Source organism: Lysinibacillus sp. FSL P4-0201 (assembly GCF_038593425.1).
GTDB classification, from domain to species: Bacteria; Bacillota; Bacilli; order Bacillales_A; family Planococcaceae; genus Lysinibacillus; species Lysinibacillus capsici.
Genome location: NZ_CP151995.1, coordinates 2651064 through 2667931 on the forward strand (window position 1 = coordinate 2651064; position 16868 = coordinate 2667931).

A 16868-nucleotide genomic window follows, 5' to 3' on the forward strand; every position below is an offset into this window, starting at 1 on the left:
TAGCAAACAACCCAGCACCAAATCAATATAGACTAGTGCTGGATTGTTTTTTAGATACTACTTAAATTCAATTTCCTCTGCCGAAGCCCCTTTAGTATACGTAATGGTCGCTCCATCAGGTAAATTTCGTATTTCTTTTACATTTTTTCCTTCGATAATAATTTCACCAATTTTCGTACCTTTAAAGTCAATAATCGCATTTCCTTTTTTTGGACTAATCGTTACTGTTTTATCCGCAAATCCTTCCCCATGGAATTCAGCATATTGACTAAATACCGCAATTCCATTTTTAATATTCGTATTTTTCCCTAACGATAGCGAAATGCTTGGGCGATTCATGATCAGTTTACCTGTTTTGTAGTTATCAAAATTGTATACATTTTCAGGTGTTATTGGTGTTGGTATTTCCTCATTGTCTGCTTTCAAATCAATTTGAACTAATACTGGGTCATGATCTGATGCACGGCCTTGTGCTTCTGTAAAGTTCGCATTTATATGAATCAAGTCAATTTCTGTAACGTCAGCAAGCTTATTCGAAACTAAAATATGATCCAACACTTGATTGTTTCCTTGGAAGAAGTACGTAAAACGATCTTGCTCCGGGGCCTTATCTATCATATTCGTTAAAACATCACCCTTTAACGTTTGAAGAGCTGGTGTGAATTCAAAGTCATTCATGTCCCCTGCTACAATGATATTTAAATCTGGATTAATGGCAAGTCCTTCATCGATAAAATCATTGATGGCTTGAGCAAGCTGAATACGTTTCTTTACTGATTCTAGCACTGGTGGCTGAGTTGGTCCCCAAAGTGAACCATCTCCACCTTTAGAGTTTAGGTGAGCTCCGATAATCACTACACGTTCTTTCTGGAATTCAAATTCGGCTGCAATTGGTTTTCGTGTATCTACAAATTTTGATGGATCAACAAAGCCAGGATTTAAAGCGAGACTTCCATCTGCTGTCCACGTATTGGTTTGGTCACCCATCCCTTTTATACCTGACACTAATGAAACACGTTCTGGATTATATAGGTAACCTACACGAATATTACCGCCAGGTGCACCACCTACTGTATTGTTAATTGGCATGACATCAATCCAATCATACGCAGGACCACCCGCAGCTTTAATTGCATGAATTAATCGCATGTAGCTTTCCGATGCATCTGCATTTCCTGAATCGGTTTGTCCATCATTATCTTGAACTTCGACTAATGTAATAATATCTGGTGATTTCATATTATTCACAAATGTCGCTGCTATTCTGGCTACTTTTTCGTTTGATGTATTGGCAGGATTATTTGAAAAGTTTTCGATATTATAGGAAGCGACATTTAACTTGTCCGCTACTGGTTCAAGATGAGTCACTTCTTGCTGAAGATTCGCTTTTGTCACTTCTGGGAAGACTTTATTTGTGTTCAGTCGATAGCCATCTGTAAAATTCTCTACAAATCCGATAAGGGCATCATTAAAACGATCACCTGAATCATAATTTTTACCAGCTACCCCTTCAAGCATAATTTTTTCTGGGTTATAATCATCGGCCGCTATATTTAAACCACCATTCACATTGAATGTATTATTAGTTGTGCTCGGTACAACAATTGGAGAATCATTATTATAAATCGGTCCTATTACTCTCGCATCCGGGAATGATACCAGCATATACTCGATAGATTCCCAAAAATCGATGCCATCTTCTTGTGGGTCAAAAATTGCAAAACTATCATTATCGATAATTTTATTTGGTGGCAACAGATCCTCCCCTATCACAAGGGCTTCTGGAATTCCTGCTGTACCTGTTTTTGTAATATTCGTTGCTGCAATTTGTGTATCTGTCAATCGAGAGTTGCCACCCGCCTCTACTACATTTCCTGAAACGTTAATAACGTCCCCTACTGCTACATTATGTCCTGTCTTATTTACTTTGATAGCAGTTGATTTTACGCCATCAAATGACGACTCGTTTTCTTGCATAATAAAGCTAGTTGAATTTAAAACGAATGTTACAATTCCCGCCACATCATTTACTGTTAAATCGACATATGGTGATTTATGGCTTGCCCCTTGAATATCGCTAATCTTGGCATTTTTAGTATCAATAATTTCATAAACAAATGTAGCAATTGCACTGTTCGTTAATCCTTCTTTCACTGCAATCGCTTTAAGCGTCATTGGTTTATTAACAAGGATTTCCTCTGTATACTTTGCACTAGCTGTTGTTGGCGTTGAGCCATTCACTGTGTAATAAATCGTTGCTCCTTCCGTCATTGTAGAAAGGGAGACTTTCGTGCCAGCTGTTACGCCCCCGACGTGAGAAGCTTTGATATCCTGCACCTTTGTTACATCTTCAATAACGCGAAGAGGGAGCAATTGATGGTTTGTATATTGACCAACAATCCCTGTAATTTCCCCATACGTTTTTCCACTCACTAAACCAGAATCTCTTGTTTTATCGTAAATAGCAAATGGGCCTACTTCGTCAGTACCTGTAAAGTTTTGACCCGAACCAGTAACGGTAACATTTTTAATTGTAACTAGTTTCGATTCATTGTCTTCCGCAACCTCATTACTTTTAATAAGATGTGGCTCTGGTATTGTCGAAGGAACAGGCATACCAACAAGTGAAATATTCGTTAATTGCTTTAGACCGCTATATTCATCTACTCGTCCTTGCACCGTCACTCGATCACCGACATTTGCGGCAAGACTATCCACAGGATAAATGGCTATCGCCGCCCCATCTTCATCTTGAATGTGCGCTGTAGCCGTTTCTAATTTTGCTGTCACGATCCCTGATACGATAACAGTTTGCCCGATTTCTTTATTACGAGCTTCCGTAATGGATATAACAGTTGGCTCTTCTTTAACCGTATAATCAAAGGATGCAATGTCACTATCATCTAGGCCTGTTGCAGTAGCAAATGCTTTTATAGTCATGGCTTCATTTACAACAATCCCCGCTGCTGCATCATAAACCTCACTAGCTACTGACGGTTCAGAACCATCGATTGTGTAATAGATGGTTGCATTTGGGGTATTTGTAGACAATGTTACTTTCGTTCCTGCATAAACTTCGCCTGTTGCTGGTAAAGCCTTAATATTCTCTACTTGTGTTGGCTCATAGTTTGATACTAATTGGAAGCTTTCCGCGCTTAACGTTTTTAATTGATAGGTCCCGTTAAAAATTGACGCAATCCCTGTCACTGTGATGACATCATTGTTATTGAAGCCATCTGCTTCAAACTGAGAGAACTGATAGCCTGTACGGTTATCATGGCGAATTAACAGCTCGTTATTTGCTGCATCGACTGCTTTAAATTCAAATGTACCATACGTACCAGATGGCGCTAAATCTTTAATCTTCACATTTTCAAGTGTGATTAATCTTCCTTGTGTGCTATCATCCGCAATCGGTAAATTTACTGTCTGCGGTGTAGGTGCCGTCCCTGTAGAAATCCGTTCAATTGTCGGTGTATTAAATTGAACTTCTCCACTATATAAACTAGTTTTCCCTGTGATGCTGACAATATCTCCAACAGCTAAGCTCCCTGCTTCTGCAGAACTAGAGAAGACATATACCCCTGCTGTCTCATCCTGAACATAGAAGGCCTTGCCTCCCCAGCTACCAGGTGTTGTCGTAACCGTCCCTTGAATTTGAACTGTGCGGTCTGTTCCAACAGCTACACGAGCTTCGGCAATTGTTGCTGTCTCGGGAGGATTTGGTTCAGTAGTATCGTCCCTAACAAACTCCATTGAAGTTGGTGATTTTAGCCCTGCATGGTTGCCAAAATATTTTTCCAGTGAACCTGTTATTCTAACTTTTTTCCCAAGATTACTTGGGTTAGTAAATAATCCGAAATTGGCTCTATAGGAGCTTGGTAATTGAATATACAGCATTTTCGTGACATCTGTTTCATCTGGTGTATCAGCGATCGCAATATTTGTGTCACTATCTGCTATCACAGAATAAGAAGTTTCACTTTTGGCGAACCCTACTATATATCCCTCTACAGTAACATTACTCTTTACTGCGGTTGGATCAAATTGATTGACCGCTTCCCCCACTCCAATAGATTCTGTCGTTTCGGCCTTTACAACTGTGAAGTAAGGTGAAATCATAGAGATTACAAGTAAAAATGATAACGCTATTTTGGTAACGACATTACATTCATATTTCTTCATTCGCTTAGCTCCTTATGATTTTAGTCTAAATTAATCTTTTCCTTAGGTTTTACATGGAAGTTATTATTCAATTACTGTGTTCCCTACAACGGTTAACCCATCTAAAGAGAGGGTTACATTCGGCGCATAAATGATTAAATCCCCCGAAATAGTACCTGTACTACCAGATGGCATTAAAGAGTACCTCCCTGAAGCTGTTGGTGCAGTTAGCGTTACATTCCCATTCAAGGTATGACCATTCAAATCTATTACTACTAAATCTGTTAGCGTTACATCTGCAGTCACTGGAGCTGTTAACTTAATTAAGTCTCCTACTTTAGCTTTATTTAGTGCTTGTTTTAATTCCTCAGCATTCTTTACATGAAATTCATTCCCTTTTTCTGGTGGGATAACCGGATCAGGCGTCACATTTCCTCCCCCTGTGTCTGAGCCCCCCGTACTTGGCGAAGAGCCTCCAATAATTGCTTTAATTTGGGAAGCAACGGAGGTAAAGTTAGTAATAATATTTGTTACTGTAGAGCCTGCAGGAATTGTTAAGTTATTAATGCGTAAACCTGAACTAATTGTGAGTCGAGTATCAGCATTTAACACCGTTAAATCATTCATTACACCATCCACGTTCAATAATAATTTTACTGCTACTGGAAGCAATAATTGTTCAAACTTTACATTCCCAGTCATATTCAGCTTTGCCGTAGATTCAATTATTACCTTCGTTGCTGCTCCATCAATACTTATAGCGGATATGTTACCTGTTATGATAAGTTCTGGAATCGTCGTGTCTGACACTATGGAAAAGTTACGCTTAACTTGTACTTTTCCAGCTCGCGAATTTTTAATTTTCAATACAGGTGTACGTTGCTTTTCGCTTTCTAATGAAGCCATTGCCTCATCACTCGGATTGGCTATAATTAAATCGCCTGCAAGTGTGACACCATCAAATTCAATTTTAGTTTTAACATTTGAAGTTATAATTACATTTCCTGTAACCGTTACATTTTTAACCGTCATATTATCTGCATTGATCGTAATAGAATCGAGCGTTGCATTTGTATTAAATACAACTTCCTTTTTTTCTGGATCTGTCTGATTTAAAACAATCGTATTTACTTTTGTTATGGTCCCATTTTCGATAGTAGCTGTAATTTTTGCCCCTGTTAGTGCGGTTTTGTTTTCAGCTGTAAAAATTGACTTTACTGAATCACCAAATAAATAAGTCTTACCATGAATAGCTAATTCATTTGCTGTATATTCCTCAACTTTAAACGTTACACTTTGAGAAGGTTGAGTAGGAGGATTAACAATACCTTCTGAACGAGTAATAAATGCCGCCATTTGACCACGTGTTACATTTGAAGATCCATCAAATAAGGTAGCTGTCTTACCTGTCGTTACGTTGTTTTCATATAAAGCAGTAATCGCATCTTTGTATTCTACACGCACATCAGTGAATGGTAATGAATTCGTATTAGAAGCTTTTAATTTAAAAGCATTCGCTAAAATTTTTGCTACATGGTTACGTTGAATAAATTCATGCTGACGAAATGTACCATCTTCATAGCCATCAATAATTCCCTCTTGCCTTAAGGCAGCAATTGCACCAAAATATAGATGATTAGTAGGAATATCTTTAAAGTTTGGATTGCTCACATTTGATGTATCCAGTTCTAAAACACCTGCAATAATTTTAGCGGCTTGACCACGAGTTAAGTTTTGTTCGGGTTTAAATGTCCCATCTTTAAATCCCTTAATAATCCCACGATCATTTAAATTTTTAATTTCTTCATAAAATGGATGCGTTCGCTGAACATCCTTAAAACTACTGGCTTCAGATGTAATAGGTGCTACCACTACCGCTGAAGCTGTTAATGCCATTGCTGTTAATGCGTTTAAATACTTGGATTTTCCCCATTTACTCATACTTTGAGTAATCCCTCCCTATTCCTGTTTAGTAAAGATAAGTTTTAAATCCTCTTAACAAAATTACTGGTAATTATCAAACAATACCAAAATATTGTTTAACATAATAATTTTAACAGAAAAATAATAAATACTTTGTTATTTAATATGAATATTCTAAATTCTATGTAAAATAGTACATATTTATCTTTTACAATAGTCATTCGAATAGTTGTTTTATATTATGTAATTACATTTTCGTATGAGCTAATGTACCAGCTCAGTTCCGGCGGCATAAAAAAACTTCACTACTTTTGTAGAGAAGGACTGACATGACACCATAATAGCAGCTCGCTGAAAGATTGTTGCTTGACTGATTCCCTTCCACCTCCTTCATATGAAGCATCGAGATACAGTAAAACGTACCATAACCCATCGCACTTGTTGTCATAGTGGATAATAAAAAGCCCTCCATTTGTGGAAGGCTAAAGTCAATTCGTTTGGTTTGTTATAGTAAGGAACATCTAATCTTTTAAAGGTTCATCTTCTTCCATTTTCGAATTTTGGTTCTGAAATTTGTAAATGGAGCAACTGAGTTAATATGAACCCATTTCCAAACAGGCCAATTAGCTTGTGTTTTTGCCCATCGTCTTTGATCAACTTCAAATAATTCCTTTTCTGAAAGGGTATTTAACCACTCACATAAATGATTGACAGCTTCATTAAGCATTGATTGTTGTTCCTTCAAAGAGTACTCTCCGTATTGTTTATAAAAAGAGTTATACAATCCACTTAGATTATTCCATTTATAGCCTTCTGCAGGTGTATGTACTTCTTCGCCCTTTTGTTCTTTTTGCTCCCAGTGAAGCAAAAGATTTATCCAACCAAGTTGATAAGAAAGATTTTCAGACGGCGTTTTATCAACTTCTTTAATCCGTTTGTTTTTCAAGATTTCTGGTATATCATGAAATTCGGCAATATATTTTTTATACTTTTCGTTAATCGTACTAATCAATTCTTCTTTGTTGGCATACTGTCTCACTCTATTTCCGTCCCTTCCACCTATTTCTTAAGTTCAGTCTAACATAACGCGAATACGCTAATTTTGAAATTTTTTTAAAAAAGTTGTTATATGGTAAGTGTTACCTTCTATTTTTTCGGTGGATGTATAAGTAACCAAAATTTACACACACTAACCTTGAGTGTATTACCCATAACGAGTGAAACAGAGGGTTTTATTACGTTCTTCTTTTCTTATGTGTGATGATTAATAATAGAGGTGCTTGAAGTGACTACATTCGGAAAATGCTTATATATCGCATTCTTCATCATTATTTTTTTATTTACAACCATTTGGAATTATATTAAAAATGGTCATTGGGCTTTGCTAGAAAATTTATTCTTTGCCTTTTGGGTGGCCAGTTTCTTATTCATGGCATTACTACTCAGAAGTAAAAAAGAAGAATCGGAAAAAGCTGAAAATAGAAGCTGATTTGCCTGTTTTAACTAGTGTTAAAATCCGCATCTATATTTGCTGTAGCTCTAATAAGCTGCAGCTTTTTTATTGTTGCATTCATAAAAGCTAGTCAGAACTACTATTTTATCGGTATATTAAAACTTAAAATGTTATACTATTCAATAAATTACTTTGAAGAAAGGAACGTGAATGATGGAGGCGAAGACCATTTTGTTAGATCAACTTTTAGCTAATGCAAATGACCCAAGTTGGTATATCTCATTTTCTGAAGTCGTAGAAGGGTTATCTGAAGCAGAAGCCTTTTGGAAACCCGATTCTTCTAGCCATAGTATGGCTGAAATTGTCCAGCATCTAATCTACTGGAATGAAATTTGGCAAATACGGTATCGAGAAAATCAAGTGAAGGCTCCTTCGCAAACAAATAATGCGAATACGTTTCTAGTTAAAGAGGAGGTAACTTTCTATGAATTAAAAGAAAAGTTATTACATATCCTACTTACGTGGCAAGAATTAATTGAGGAAGAGCAACTTTTATCTATCGTAAATGGGTTCCCTGTGAAGGCGCAATGGTGGGCCATCATATCTAATGCCGCTACCCATAATGCCTATCATATTGGACAGCTCGCCTATTTACGTAAAATGGAAAAATAGACATTTATATGCTATACTCTTAAAATAGGACTACTGTTAATAGTCCTATTTTTATGTGCTGCCGCTTATTTAACTCAAATAACACCAAAGGGAGATGCATGTGAGCCTTGAAGAAATTACACAGATCTATTCATTTTTCTTAACAACGCCACTTATAGTAAGGCTAGTTGTATTTAATTTTATTTTTAAAGCTTACAAACATACTATGGTTATTTTATTGGATGCGATTGTTTTAGTATCAACCACTATTTGGTTAATATTGATTAGAGAGGTCATTTTCCCTCTGCCTTCGTTAATTTTAAATGTATTTAGTGTACTCTACATCCTATTGATTATTGACATTTCTCTCAATTATTATCGCTTAAAAAGGAAGAGCTCCTTGCAGTGAAAAGCCCAATTTATACATATAAACAAGCTCCAAACAAAAGAAAAAAGCATCTTTTTTCAAGATGCTTTGCTCTTACTATTGGGGCAATTCTTCTGGTGCTTTCTCAAATTCAAGTATATGTCCATCAATTTTTGCTCTTTCTAGTTCCTCAATAAATTCTTCTTTACGTTCATCAAGTCTGGAGTCAAGTGTGTTTTGATAACCCGGAAATAGATTGTAATCTACTGGTTTCCCCATAAGTTCACCTCTTATTCTCAGCTTTTTTATTTATTATAGGGTATATTGATATTTTCTGACAATTGTTTATGTCAATTTTGATTACAAGGACTGACAAGACAATACAACGGAAGTCTTATAAAAAACGCCTACCTATACTTTATTGCCCATAAAATTATGCTGATAAATCGAAACAGCAAGGTTTATCTTTGCCTCTAAACGTGCAATTTTCACAAACTTTGTTGATAATCCCTAGACTGTTCCTCCCCTTTTTCACGGAAAATAAAAGCATTTTCCCTCAATTAGGTATGCTACAAAATCTTAAGAAATCTTCATAATTTTTCTCAATAATTATTAATAATTACCATTTACAATAAGAAAAGTCGACAATAGATTAACATAGTTAGGAGCATCTTGTCTTGGGCGTTACAGATATTATGAATAACATTCGAATTTTAATGTTGCCAGTCATCCTTATAGTTGGTGCTGAGTTCTTACTTATTGGACTTTATTATTTCCTCTATCATAAAAAACATCAGTCAAATCGAAAAAAAATAAACTTTAAGCAACTGATACTTGTAGCACTCTTTATCGGCTATATTGTATTTGTGTGTGAACTAACGATTTTTGGGCGTGGTTCTTCCCATTTCATGCAAATGAATCTACAACCATTTAGTGGCTATATAGATGCATGGAAGAAATACTCGTTACGTGATCTTCAAAATTGTATTTTTAACATTTTAATGTTTGTGCCACTAGGCATTTTCTTACCTTTACTTTTCTCTAAATTTAAATTGTTTAAATGGCTTCTTCCTGTAGTGGTGATGGCAACCTTATCCATTGAAACGTATCAAACACTTACAGGAGCAGGGATTTTCGAGCTTGATGACTTAATCAACAACTCGCTTGGTGGGATTATTGGATACCAGTTATATAGACTAGGATCTTCCATTGTTCAGCATAAAAAAATAAAAATGAAAAGTTTGATCGGTAACCTAGCCATTCCTCTCATGATGGGTTTGATTTTTATTGGCATGATGATTGTCTACGCTCAACAGGAATTTGGTCATTTAGCAATTAATGCCTACACAAAATCAAATATGTCGGATGTTGATGTAACAACCTCATTAGATTTACATACAGCATCTACCGTTGCCCCCGTGTATAAAAAAATAATTCATACAGATGAAGTTGAGACTTTGTTGCAAAAGAAATTGGATTTATCAGAGTTAAGTCGGCAGGATATTAGTGGTGATCGTGAGCTCTTATTGAAAGATAAAGCCGAGAACTCGTATACGCTATTTATTAATTCAGAGGGTAATTGGTCGCTAACAGAAGATCTTTATACGCCCGTACAACCTTCTTTAGCTGTGCAAGAGACACTTGTGAAGAAGGCAAAGAGTATGATGGATGAGCTTTCTCTCCTTCCTAAAGATGGGGAGTTTACAGCTTTGGATAATGGCGTATTTGAATGGACGCTTCCTGACCAAGCTGAATTGAACCAAGATTATTGGCTTGGTGAGGTAGAGCTCGGTTTGAAGCCAGATGGTAGTTTGTATTCATTATCGTATAATATTCATGAGCATCAATTGATCCGTGAAGTAAATATTTTGTCACCTGCAGAGGTGTATGAACGAATTAAAAATGGCAAATTTCCACAGATAAAATATAATGCACTTGTAACAGAAGAAGAACTGTTGATAAAAAAAGGCGATCAGCTTACTGTCGATTTAATAGAGCTCTCGTATATGTATGATACAAAAGATTTCTATCAACCCATATACAGAGTTTCTGGTACATTAAATGGAAAAAGTTGGTTCACCTTGATTCAGGCGAGAAAGTAGCTTTTTTGATACCGCTAACTAAGGAAAGCCCAGACTTGATACTGGGCTTTCTTTTTATATGAGTTGAAACAGTTAATTTCTCTTTCAACATCTCAAACTTTGGACTACTTCTAACAAAACGGTTAGCCCATCTGGGAATGACTTTGTCGTTCAAAATGACGGTGTCTATCAAATCACCATTTCGATTAATGCGCAAGCAACAGCAGCCCCTGATCCTGATCAACCATTTTTCACAGTGAGCATTACCGTCAATGGTCAACCGATTTTTCTAAACGGCATTGCAGTCTTTAATGTTGTCAATAGAAGTAGCTCGGCCTATGTGGTCCAACCTATATTAGCCGCAGGGGATTTGGTGGGAGCCAGTGCAGCTTCAGATTCCTTCGTCGCTAGTTATGCTAACCGCTCCTTAACGATTGTTCAATTGAGTGGTTAGATTAAAAGTATATAAAGGACAGTAGCTCTCATCTCTAAATTTTAGAGAGGGGATCTTTTTGATTTGACTAAGAGAGTATTCGGCTCTCTCTAATACTTCATTACATATTTCTTACTTATAATCAAGTGACTCTCAAGTCGCATATAACAAAAAACCAGATGCTCTCTTTTGGGGAGCACCTGGTTTTATTGTGAAAGTGAATCTTACTAACTTACTTAGTTTTGATTCGTTATAATACTACGACAACTTGAGGCGCTGAACAAGTTAAAATATTTTCCAATAGGATTTTAGGGGGAATTAATGCTTTTTCGAGAAAATAAATCATTCTATCAAATTTTAAGTCTTTCTTAGTTTCATTAAAATAAGAAATAATGAAAATGACTGAACGTAGCTCATGACACAGGGTCATTTACCAATGACAGCCCCACTGTATAGGTGGGTGACTGTTTGCTATTTTCACATAATTTAAAGTATGTTTCTACAAACTGAAAGTGATAACAATGCTCTCCCTGCTCTAACTGAAAAATTTCTGCTGAAAGCGTGAAATCCACTTCATCATTCTCGCATGGTGATGGGAAAGCAATACAAGCAAGACATGCGCTGTTAAAACCATACAGGTCTCTATGGTTTTAACTATGATAGGTGAAGCTACTAATTTTTCGTGCTATTCATAAAATATGTTGAAGAAACACGTCTGTAAAGGAACATTAAACAAAAAGACCAGTCACTCTTTTAAAGAGAACTGGCCATTTTGCGTTTAGGTTGAAGACTATGAAATATCTTCATTCACAGATTAACATATTATAATGAACAATATCTGAACAACCATACAAAAAAGACTAGACTCTCACATGATGATGTAAGCTCTAGTCTTTTAAGTGAAAGTGAATCTTACTAAATCTTGTCTAGCTTTAGATTCAAATTACAATACGAATGAACAGGCTAAAGGTTTCATAAATTCTTTATTTTTTCGTTAAATTATAGGACTACCACCACAAAAAGACCAGGAAACACGAAAAAATGTGAATCCTGGCCCTTTTGTGAAAAGTGAATGTTACTAGTTTGCTTTAGTTCTTTGTATTCTACTGATGAGTTAGACGGCTGATGTTTTAAAAAGTTACACATTCATAAAAATTTTTTACTCTACTAATTAAATGGCAAATCAAACACGCCGTCAGCTCCATCTACCATACTAATTGACATAGCACATGCTCCTCTGACTTATATAGGCTTCTTTTTCCAGTAAAGATATTTGTCCTTCAGCAGCTACTCTTCCTTTAGCCCATATTTTCCCTTCCGAAGCCGTGACACTCCAGTTAAATTGTTGTGTGCCTTTATTTTTCACCTCATATCAGATACCGAGTTCTTCATCAGAATGGTCACTATAAAAGGAGGTGTGAAATTCACCATTCCCAGTTGGTTCATCTACATAATTCACAGGGAAGATCTATGCTGTATCCCTACTTATTTAGCTTGTGTTGGATACTAACTAATTCTGTGAATCTTCCGTTGCTTTTTCTAAAAGACTAAAAAAAGCGTGATCTTTTATCAGTTCAAAGCTTTCATTTGTGTTAAGGAGAACCAATATTTTATTTTTAGAATCAATGAACATCGGGTAGCTTGTATTGAGTGAAATTGTCATTCGGTAATCGTAATCAATAGTTTTTATGGCTGTTTTTTTGAATGTTGCCTGTTGAAAAGACTGTATCAATTCTTGCTGTGTTTCTTTTGATATTTTCATTTCAGAAAAGATATCTTCTGTATCTGTATCTATACGATGTAGCGTAACAGTGGAATTCTCCACATGAAAATTAGCATTTTCTAATAGATCAATAGCAGAATAGCTTTGATCTTTCCATGTAATGAGCATACCACTAACAATTACTGCTAAGAGTAAAGATAAGCCTATTTTAAATTTTTTCATATTACTCCTCTTTCTCAGTACCTAAAACTTGACAAAAAAATGTTTTTATGCTAAAATTTACATTTAAATAAATATTATATATAATAGGATTCTCCTGGCCAGGGGAATCCTATTTTTTGTTAAGGAGTGTTGGTATGAATCAACAGGAATCTAGTATCACTTCATTAGTTGCTGCCTTTAGTAGAGCCTACCATAGCCAATTTGATACGCCGAAAATTTTTGATGATTATATAGCCAAAGAATTGATTTCACAAGAAGAATATCAAAATATCCAAGCTAATTTGATACAAGGCATTGCATTTTTTAATAAAGATATCGCTACAAAGTTTAAAGACGATTCAAAGGAATTAATAAAATGGATTACACAAGTTCAACTCTCACCGACTCCTTTGGCACGTGCTGCTTATTGTGAAAGGGTCTTGCATAGCGAAATACAGCTTGGTGTCGAGCAATATGTCATCTTAGGTGCTGGCTTTGATACTTTTCCATATCGTCAGCAACAAGGACAAACCATGCTGGAAATTTTTGAGGTGGATTATCCCACAACACAGGAATCCAAAATGAAAAGATTACAGGAAGCTTCTCTCCCCCTCTTGAATCATCTGCATTTTGTACCAATGGATTTTACAAAGCAATTTCAATCTCAATTATTTTCAGAGCAAGGCTTTCAATCTAAAAAAACATTTTTTAGTCTGTTAGGTGTGTCCTATTATTTAACAAAAGATGAATTAGCAAGTTTACTCAATCATCTATTTGCCTTAGTTCCATCAGGTAGTTCCATTGTTTTGGATTATGGTGATGAAACACTCTTCACGGAAAAAGGACTCTCCAATAGAGTAGAAAACATGGTCAAAATGGCCGCAGTTGGTGGTGAACCAATGAAATCATGCTATGCTTATGAGGACATGGAGAGGATGCTAGATCGATTAGGTTTGCTTATATATGAACATCTATCTCCTACAGCGATTCAAGAGCTGTATTTTCAAAATCGAACAGATTACTTATGTGCTTTTGAAACTATCCATTACATGCATATTGTTAAAAAATAGGTCCATCCCATTTGATTTTATAAAATTCTAAATTTTCTTTTTATTACCCAGGCAATTAACTATTTCAATATAGAGAATTAGTATACTATAGTAGTGTAAAGCTAATTAGCCTTACACCTCCTAGATTTGTTACTAGGGTCACTGTTAACGCAGTGACCCGCTTATAATGATTGACAAACACCTAAAGGATTCCCATCAGGGTCATAGAAGGTAAAAAATTTGGTGTCCCCTTCTCCTTCTAAAGCCTCGACCTGAACATGATGATCCACTAGAAATAAATAGGTCTCTTCAATATTTTGAGAGAGGAAGTTCACATATTTCCCCACACCAAAGTGATTGTCTGGAAAATGACATGGCTGATGCTCCTTAGCTTTTACTAAGCAAATGACCGTGGGGGATTGTTCAGTGATTTTCATAACTGCTGCGCCCTCTTCTATATATTGAAGCTTAAATCCGAGTATTTCCTCCGATAATTTAGGATCTTTTATTGGAATAAAAATGGCCTCTACACCTTTAAATAAGGATTGTTTCATTTTTGTTACCTCCATTTCACAGTTTGTTTTCTTCATTTTATTCTCCTTCAAAAAGATTCATTGAGATTTTCATTATTGATTATTTTGCCTGTCTTTTGCTTATCCTTAATAGTATCCGAAATGTCTTCTTTTCCTGGAGGAGGTGTCCACCATTAAACACAAGGTATCATTCATCCTATTGCTGTCAGTACTTCTTTTACTAGGTGGATGCTGGAATAAGCGGGAGTTAAACGAACTAGCTATTGTTACGGCTGTTGGTGTGGATAAATCGGACGAGCAATTCGAAATTTCTGTTCAGATTGTTAATCCAAGTCAAGTGGCTTCGAACAAAGCATCTGGCATTCAAGTCCCTGTTTTTACCCACCATGCAAAAGGTAAATCATTATTTGATGCCATTCGAAAATTAACAGCGCTAACACCTAGAAAGCCTTATTATGCGCATGCCCAAATTATTATTATTGGTGAAGAAATGGCTGAGGAAGGTATGAATAGCATTTTAGATTTATTTCAAAGAGACCCAGAAGGACGAAGTGATTTTAACTTTATTGTTTCTCATGATTCGACTGCACAAGAAATATTAAGTGTTTTAACCCCTTTAGAGGATGTGCCTGCTAGCAAAATGTTTAAATCATTAAAGGTTTCTGAAGCAGTATTGGGCACAACAGAATCTGTTATTCTTGATGATTTAATTCAATCGTTAGGCAGTATTGATCATAGTGCCGTCTTACCCTCTATTCATATATACGGTGATGCAGATGCTGGAGATTTTAACTCGAATATAGAAAAAATTGATAGCCCTGCACAATTAAAATATGGTGGACTGGCTATTTTTAAAAATTATAAGCTCATCGGCTATTTATCAGAACAAGAAAGCAGAGACTATAATTTTTTAAATAATAATATAAAAAGTACATTTGAAATTATTGCTTGTCCTGAAGAAGGGAAAATCTCAACAGAAATTATTAATTCTTCTACTAAAATGACGGGTCATTTTCAAAATGATGTACCCTCGATTTCCATTAAACTTGATATTGAGCAAAACGTTGCAGAGGTAAGTTGCTCTTTGGATTTAACAAAATCAAAAACCATCGATGCTTTAAATAAAGAAACAAGCAAACAAATCAAGGAACGATTAGAACGTACGCTTCAAACAATTCAACAAACCTATCAAGCCGATTTATTAAAATTTAGTAATGTATTACACCGAGAGGACTATCGAGCATGGAATCGAATTAAAAAGAACTGGCAAACCCTCTACCCTAATCTTGAAGTTCAAATTGAAGTCAATGTGCATACAAAAGGAGTAGGAACTGCAACAAAATTAAAGCTTGACTAATTCGTAAAAATGACCAGTACTCTTTTATTGAGTACTGGTCATTTTAATTAACGTACCGCTTCAAACGTTATGAGTGACGTTTCTTCAGTTGGTTGTTGAAGGAACTTATAATTCGCAGAACAAGTTATTGCAGAAAAGCCAATACTTTGTAATAGAAGCTTAAATTCTTCAATTCCATACCAGCGTAATAAAAACTTTTGTAGTTCTGTATCACTTAATGTGCCTTGTTGCCACTTCTCATATTTTAAAACCATCAGCGTATATTGCTCCACCCAATTCATGGCAATCGATTTTCTTTCAAGGGCAATTCCTTCATCTTGTGAAATTTGATGGTAAGATGTCGTAATTTCTCCTGTTTTCCAGTCTGTAGGAAGTAATAAATCTACTAGGAGTCTCCCACCAGGGACAAGGTGCTGATACATAGAGGTTAAAGCTGATAGTGCTTCTTGATGATTTTCAATTAAACAAAATGAGCCTGTAGGCATAACAATGGCTTCGTATTGTTGACCTAAGGTGAATTGGCAAACATTTCCTTCATACAGCACTGGCGTCAATCCTCGTTCTTGGCATCTTTTTCGACAGGATGCTAGCATTTCTGGGGAATGATCAATTCCCTCTATTTCAAAGCCTTTTTCCATAAAAGGAATATAGAAACGTCCAGAACCAACCCCTGCTTCTAGAATCTTCCCCTTTACACCTTGCAGTCGTTCTAGATAATATTCAATATCTCCATCAAGCGAGTATCCAACTGGTTTCGTAAAATCATAAAGTGCTGTGCTTAACGGTCCGTAATTTTTGTACATATATTCTCCTCCGATTGTTTGCGGAAGAAATCAACTAATCTATTTATTCTCCCGCACCTTAATTATATTCAATGGGAAAACAGAGCTGACTATCATCATCTATCACTCACTTTCTTGTAAATTTAGTTAA

12 protein-coding genes are annotated in these 16868 nt (G+C 35.9%); 5 read left to right on the forward strand and 7 right to left on the reverse strand.

Annotated features, from left to right (window positions below; all coding sequences use genetic code 11):
- Positions 1–57: 57 nt before the first annotated feature.
- The 3 genes from MKY76_RS13355 to MKY76_RS13365 all read right to left on the reverse strand — a co-directional run bounded on the left by MKY76_RS13355 (position 58) and on the right by MKY76_RS13365 (position 7126).
- Entirely contained in the window at positions 58–4185 is a 4128-nt protein-coding gene (locus MKY76_RS13355; RefSeq protein WP_342556715.1) for a chitobiase/beta-hexosaminidase C-terminal domain-containing protein, read from the reverse strand.
- A 63-nt stretch (positions 4186–4248) separates the two neighbouring features.
- Complete coding sequence (locus MKY76_RS13360; RefSeq protein WP_315059014.1) at positions 4249–6105, reverse strand: S-layer homology domain-containing protein; 1857 nt, start codon at positions 6103–6105, stop codon at positions 4249–4251.
- A gap of 511 nt (positions 6106–6616) precedes the next feature.
- Positions 6617–7126 carry a ClbS/DfsB family four-helix bundle protein gene (locus tag MKY76_RS13365; protein ID WP_054550367.1) on the reverse strand — a complete coding sequence of 170 codons (510 nt, stop codon included), beginning with the start codon at positions 7124–7126 and terminating at the stop codon, positions 6617–6619.
- 246 nt (positions 7127–7372) lie between these two features.
- Between MKY76_RS13365 and MKY76_RS13370 the strand changes: the two genes are divergently transcribed.
- Both MKY76_RS13370 and MKY76_RS13375 read left to right on the forward strand, forming a co-directional pair.
- Positions 7373–7576, forward strand: a complete 204-nt coding sequence (locus tag MKY76_RS13370; RefSeq protein WP_048392560.1) for a hypothetical protein — start codon at positions 7373–7375, stop codon at positions 7574–7576.
- A gap of 174 nt (positions 7577–7750) precedes the next feature.
- Positions 7751–8212, forward strand: coding sequence for a DinB family protein (locus MKY76_RS13375; protein ID WP_048392558.1), 462 nt, complete (start codon positions 7751–7753; stop codon positions 8210–8212).
- A 463-nt stretch (positions 8213–8675) separates the two neighbouring features.
- Here the strand turns inward: MKY76_RS13375 and MKY76_RS13380 are convergent, their stop codons facing one another.
- Positions 8676–8837, reverse strand: coding sequence for a hypothetical protein (locus MKY76_RS13380; RefSeq protein WP_199768259.1), 162 nt, complete (start codon positions 8835–8837; stop codon positions 8676–8678).
- 398 nt (positions 8838–9235) lie between these two features.
- Between MKY76_RS13380 and MKY76_RS13385 the strand changes: the two genes are divergently transcribed.
- Positions 9236–10660, forward strand: coding sequence for a VanZ family protein (locus tag MKY76_RS13385; RefSeq protein ID WP_288584944.1), 1425 nt, complete (start codon positions 9236–9238; stop codon positions 10658–10660).
- 1922 nt (positions 10661–12582) lie between these two features.
- Here the strand turns inward: MKY76_RS13385 and MKY76_RS13390 are convergent.
- Entirely contained in the window at positions 12583–13017 is a 435-nt protein-coding gene (locus MKY76_RS13390; RefSeq protein WP_112118491.1) for a hypothetical protein, read from the reverse strand.
- A gap of 134 nt (positions 13018–13151) precedes the next feature.
- Here MKY76_RS13390 and MKY76_RS13395 point away from each other — a divergent pair, with 134 nt between their 5' ends.
- A complete protein-coding gene (locus MKY76_RS13395) occupies positions 13152–14066 on the forward strand; it encodes a class I SAM-dependent methyltransferase (protein WP_342556716.1) in 915 nt (304 codons plus the stop codon).
- Positions 14067–14227: 161 nt separating this feature from the next.
- Here the strand turns inward: MKY76_RS13395 and MKY76_RS13400 are convergent, their stop codons facing one another.
- Entirely contained in the window at positions 14228–14599 is a 372-nt protein-coding gene (locus MKY76_RS13400; protein ID WP_342557908.1) for a VOC family protein, read from the reverse strand.
- A 142-nt stretch (positions 14600–14741) separates the two neighbouring features.
- On the opposite strand from MKY76_RS13400, the gene MKY76_RS13405 reads away from it, so the two are divergent.
- Entirely contained in the window at positions 14742–15935 is a 1194-nt protein-coding gene (locus MKY76_RS13405) for a Ger(x)C family spore germination protein (RefSeq protein ID WP_103118276.1), read from the forward strand.
- A gap of 47 nt (positions 15936–15982) precedes the next feature.
- Here the strand turns inward: MKY76_RS13405 and MKY76_RS13410 are convergent, their stop codons facing one another.
- Positions 15983–16738 (reverse strand): class I SAM-dependent methyltransferase, encoded by a 756-nt coding sequence (locus MKY76_RS13410; RefSeq protein WP_066037270.1) that lies wholly within the window; start codon positions 16736–16738, stop codon positions 15983–15985.
- Between the last annotated feature and the right edge of the window lie 130 nt (positions 16739–16868).

Excerpts from the sequence above, each read along its gene's own strand:
- MKY76_RS13395 (WP_342556716.1), top strand. The coding sequence starts at position 13,152 with ATGAATCAACAGGAATCTAGTATCACTTCATTAGTTGCTGCCTTTAGT.
- MKY76_RS13380 (WP_199768259.1), bottom strand. The coding sequence starts at position 8,837 with ATGGGGAAACCAGTAGATTACAATCTATTTCCGGGTTATCAAAACACA.
- MKY76_RS13390 (WP_112118491.1), bottom strand. The coding sequence starts at position 13,017 with ATGAAAAAATTTAAAATAGGCTTATCTTTACTCTTAGCAGTAATTGTT.
- MKY76_RS13410 (WP_066037270.1), bottom strand. The coding sequence starts at position 16,738 with ATGTACAAAAATTACGGACCGTTAAGCACAGCACTTTATGATTTTACG.
- MKY76_RS13375 (WP_048392558.1), top strand. The coding sequence starts at position 7,751 with ATGATGGAGGCGAAGACCATTTTGTTAGATCAACTTTTAGCTAATGCA.
- MKY76_RS13355 (WP_342556715.1), bottom strand. The coding sequence starts at position 4,185 with ATGAAGAAATATGAATGTAATGTCGTTACCAAAATAGCGTTATCATTT.
- MKY76_RS13400 (WP_342557908.1), bottom strand. The coding sequence starts at position 14,599 with ATGAAACAATCCTTATTTAAAGGTGTAGAGGCCATTTTTATTCCAATA.
- MKY76_RS13360 (WP_315059014.1), bottom strand. The coding sequence starts at position 6,105 with ATGAGTAAATGGGGAAAATCCAAGTATTTAAACGCATTAACAGCAATG.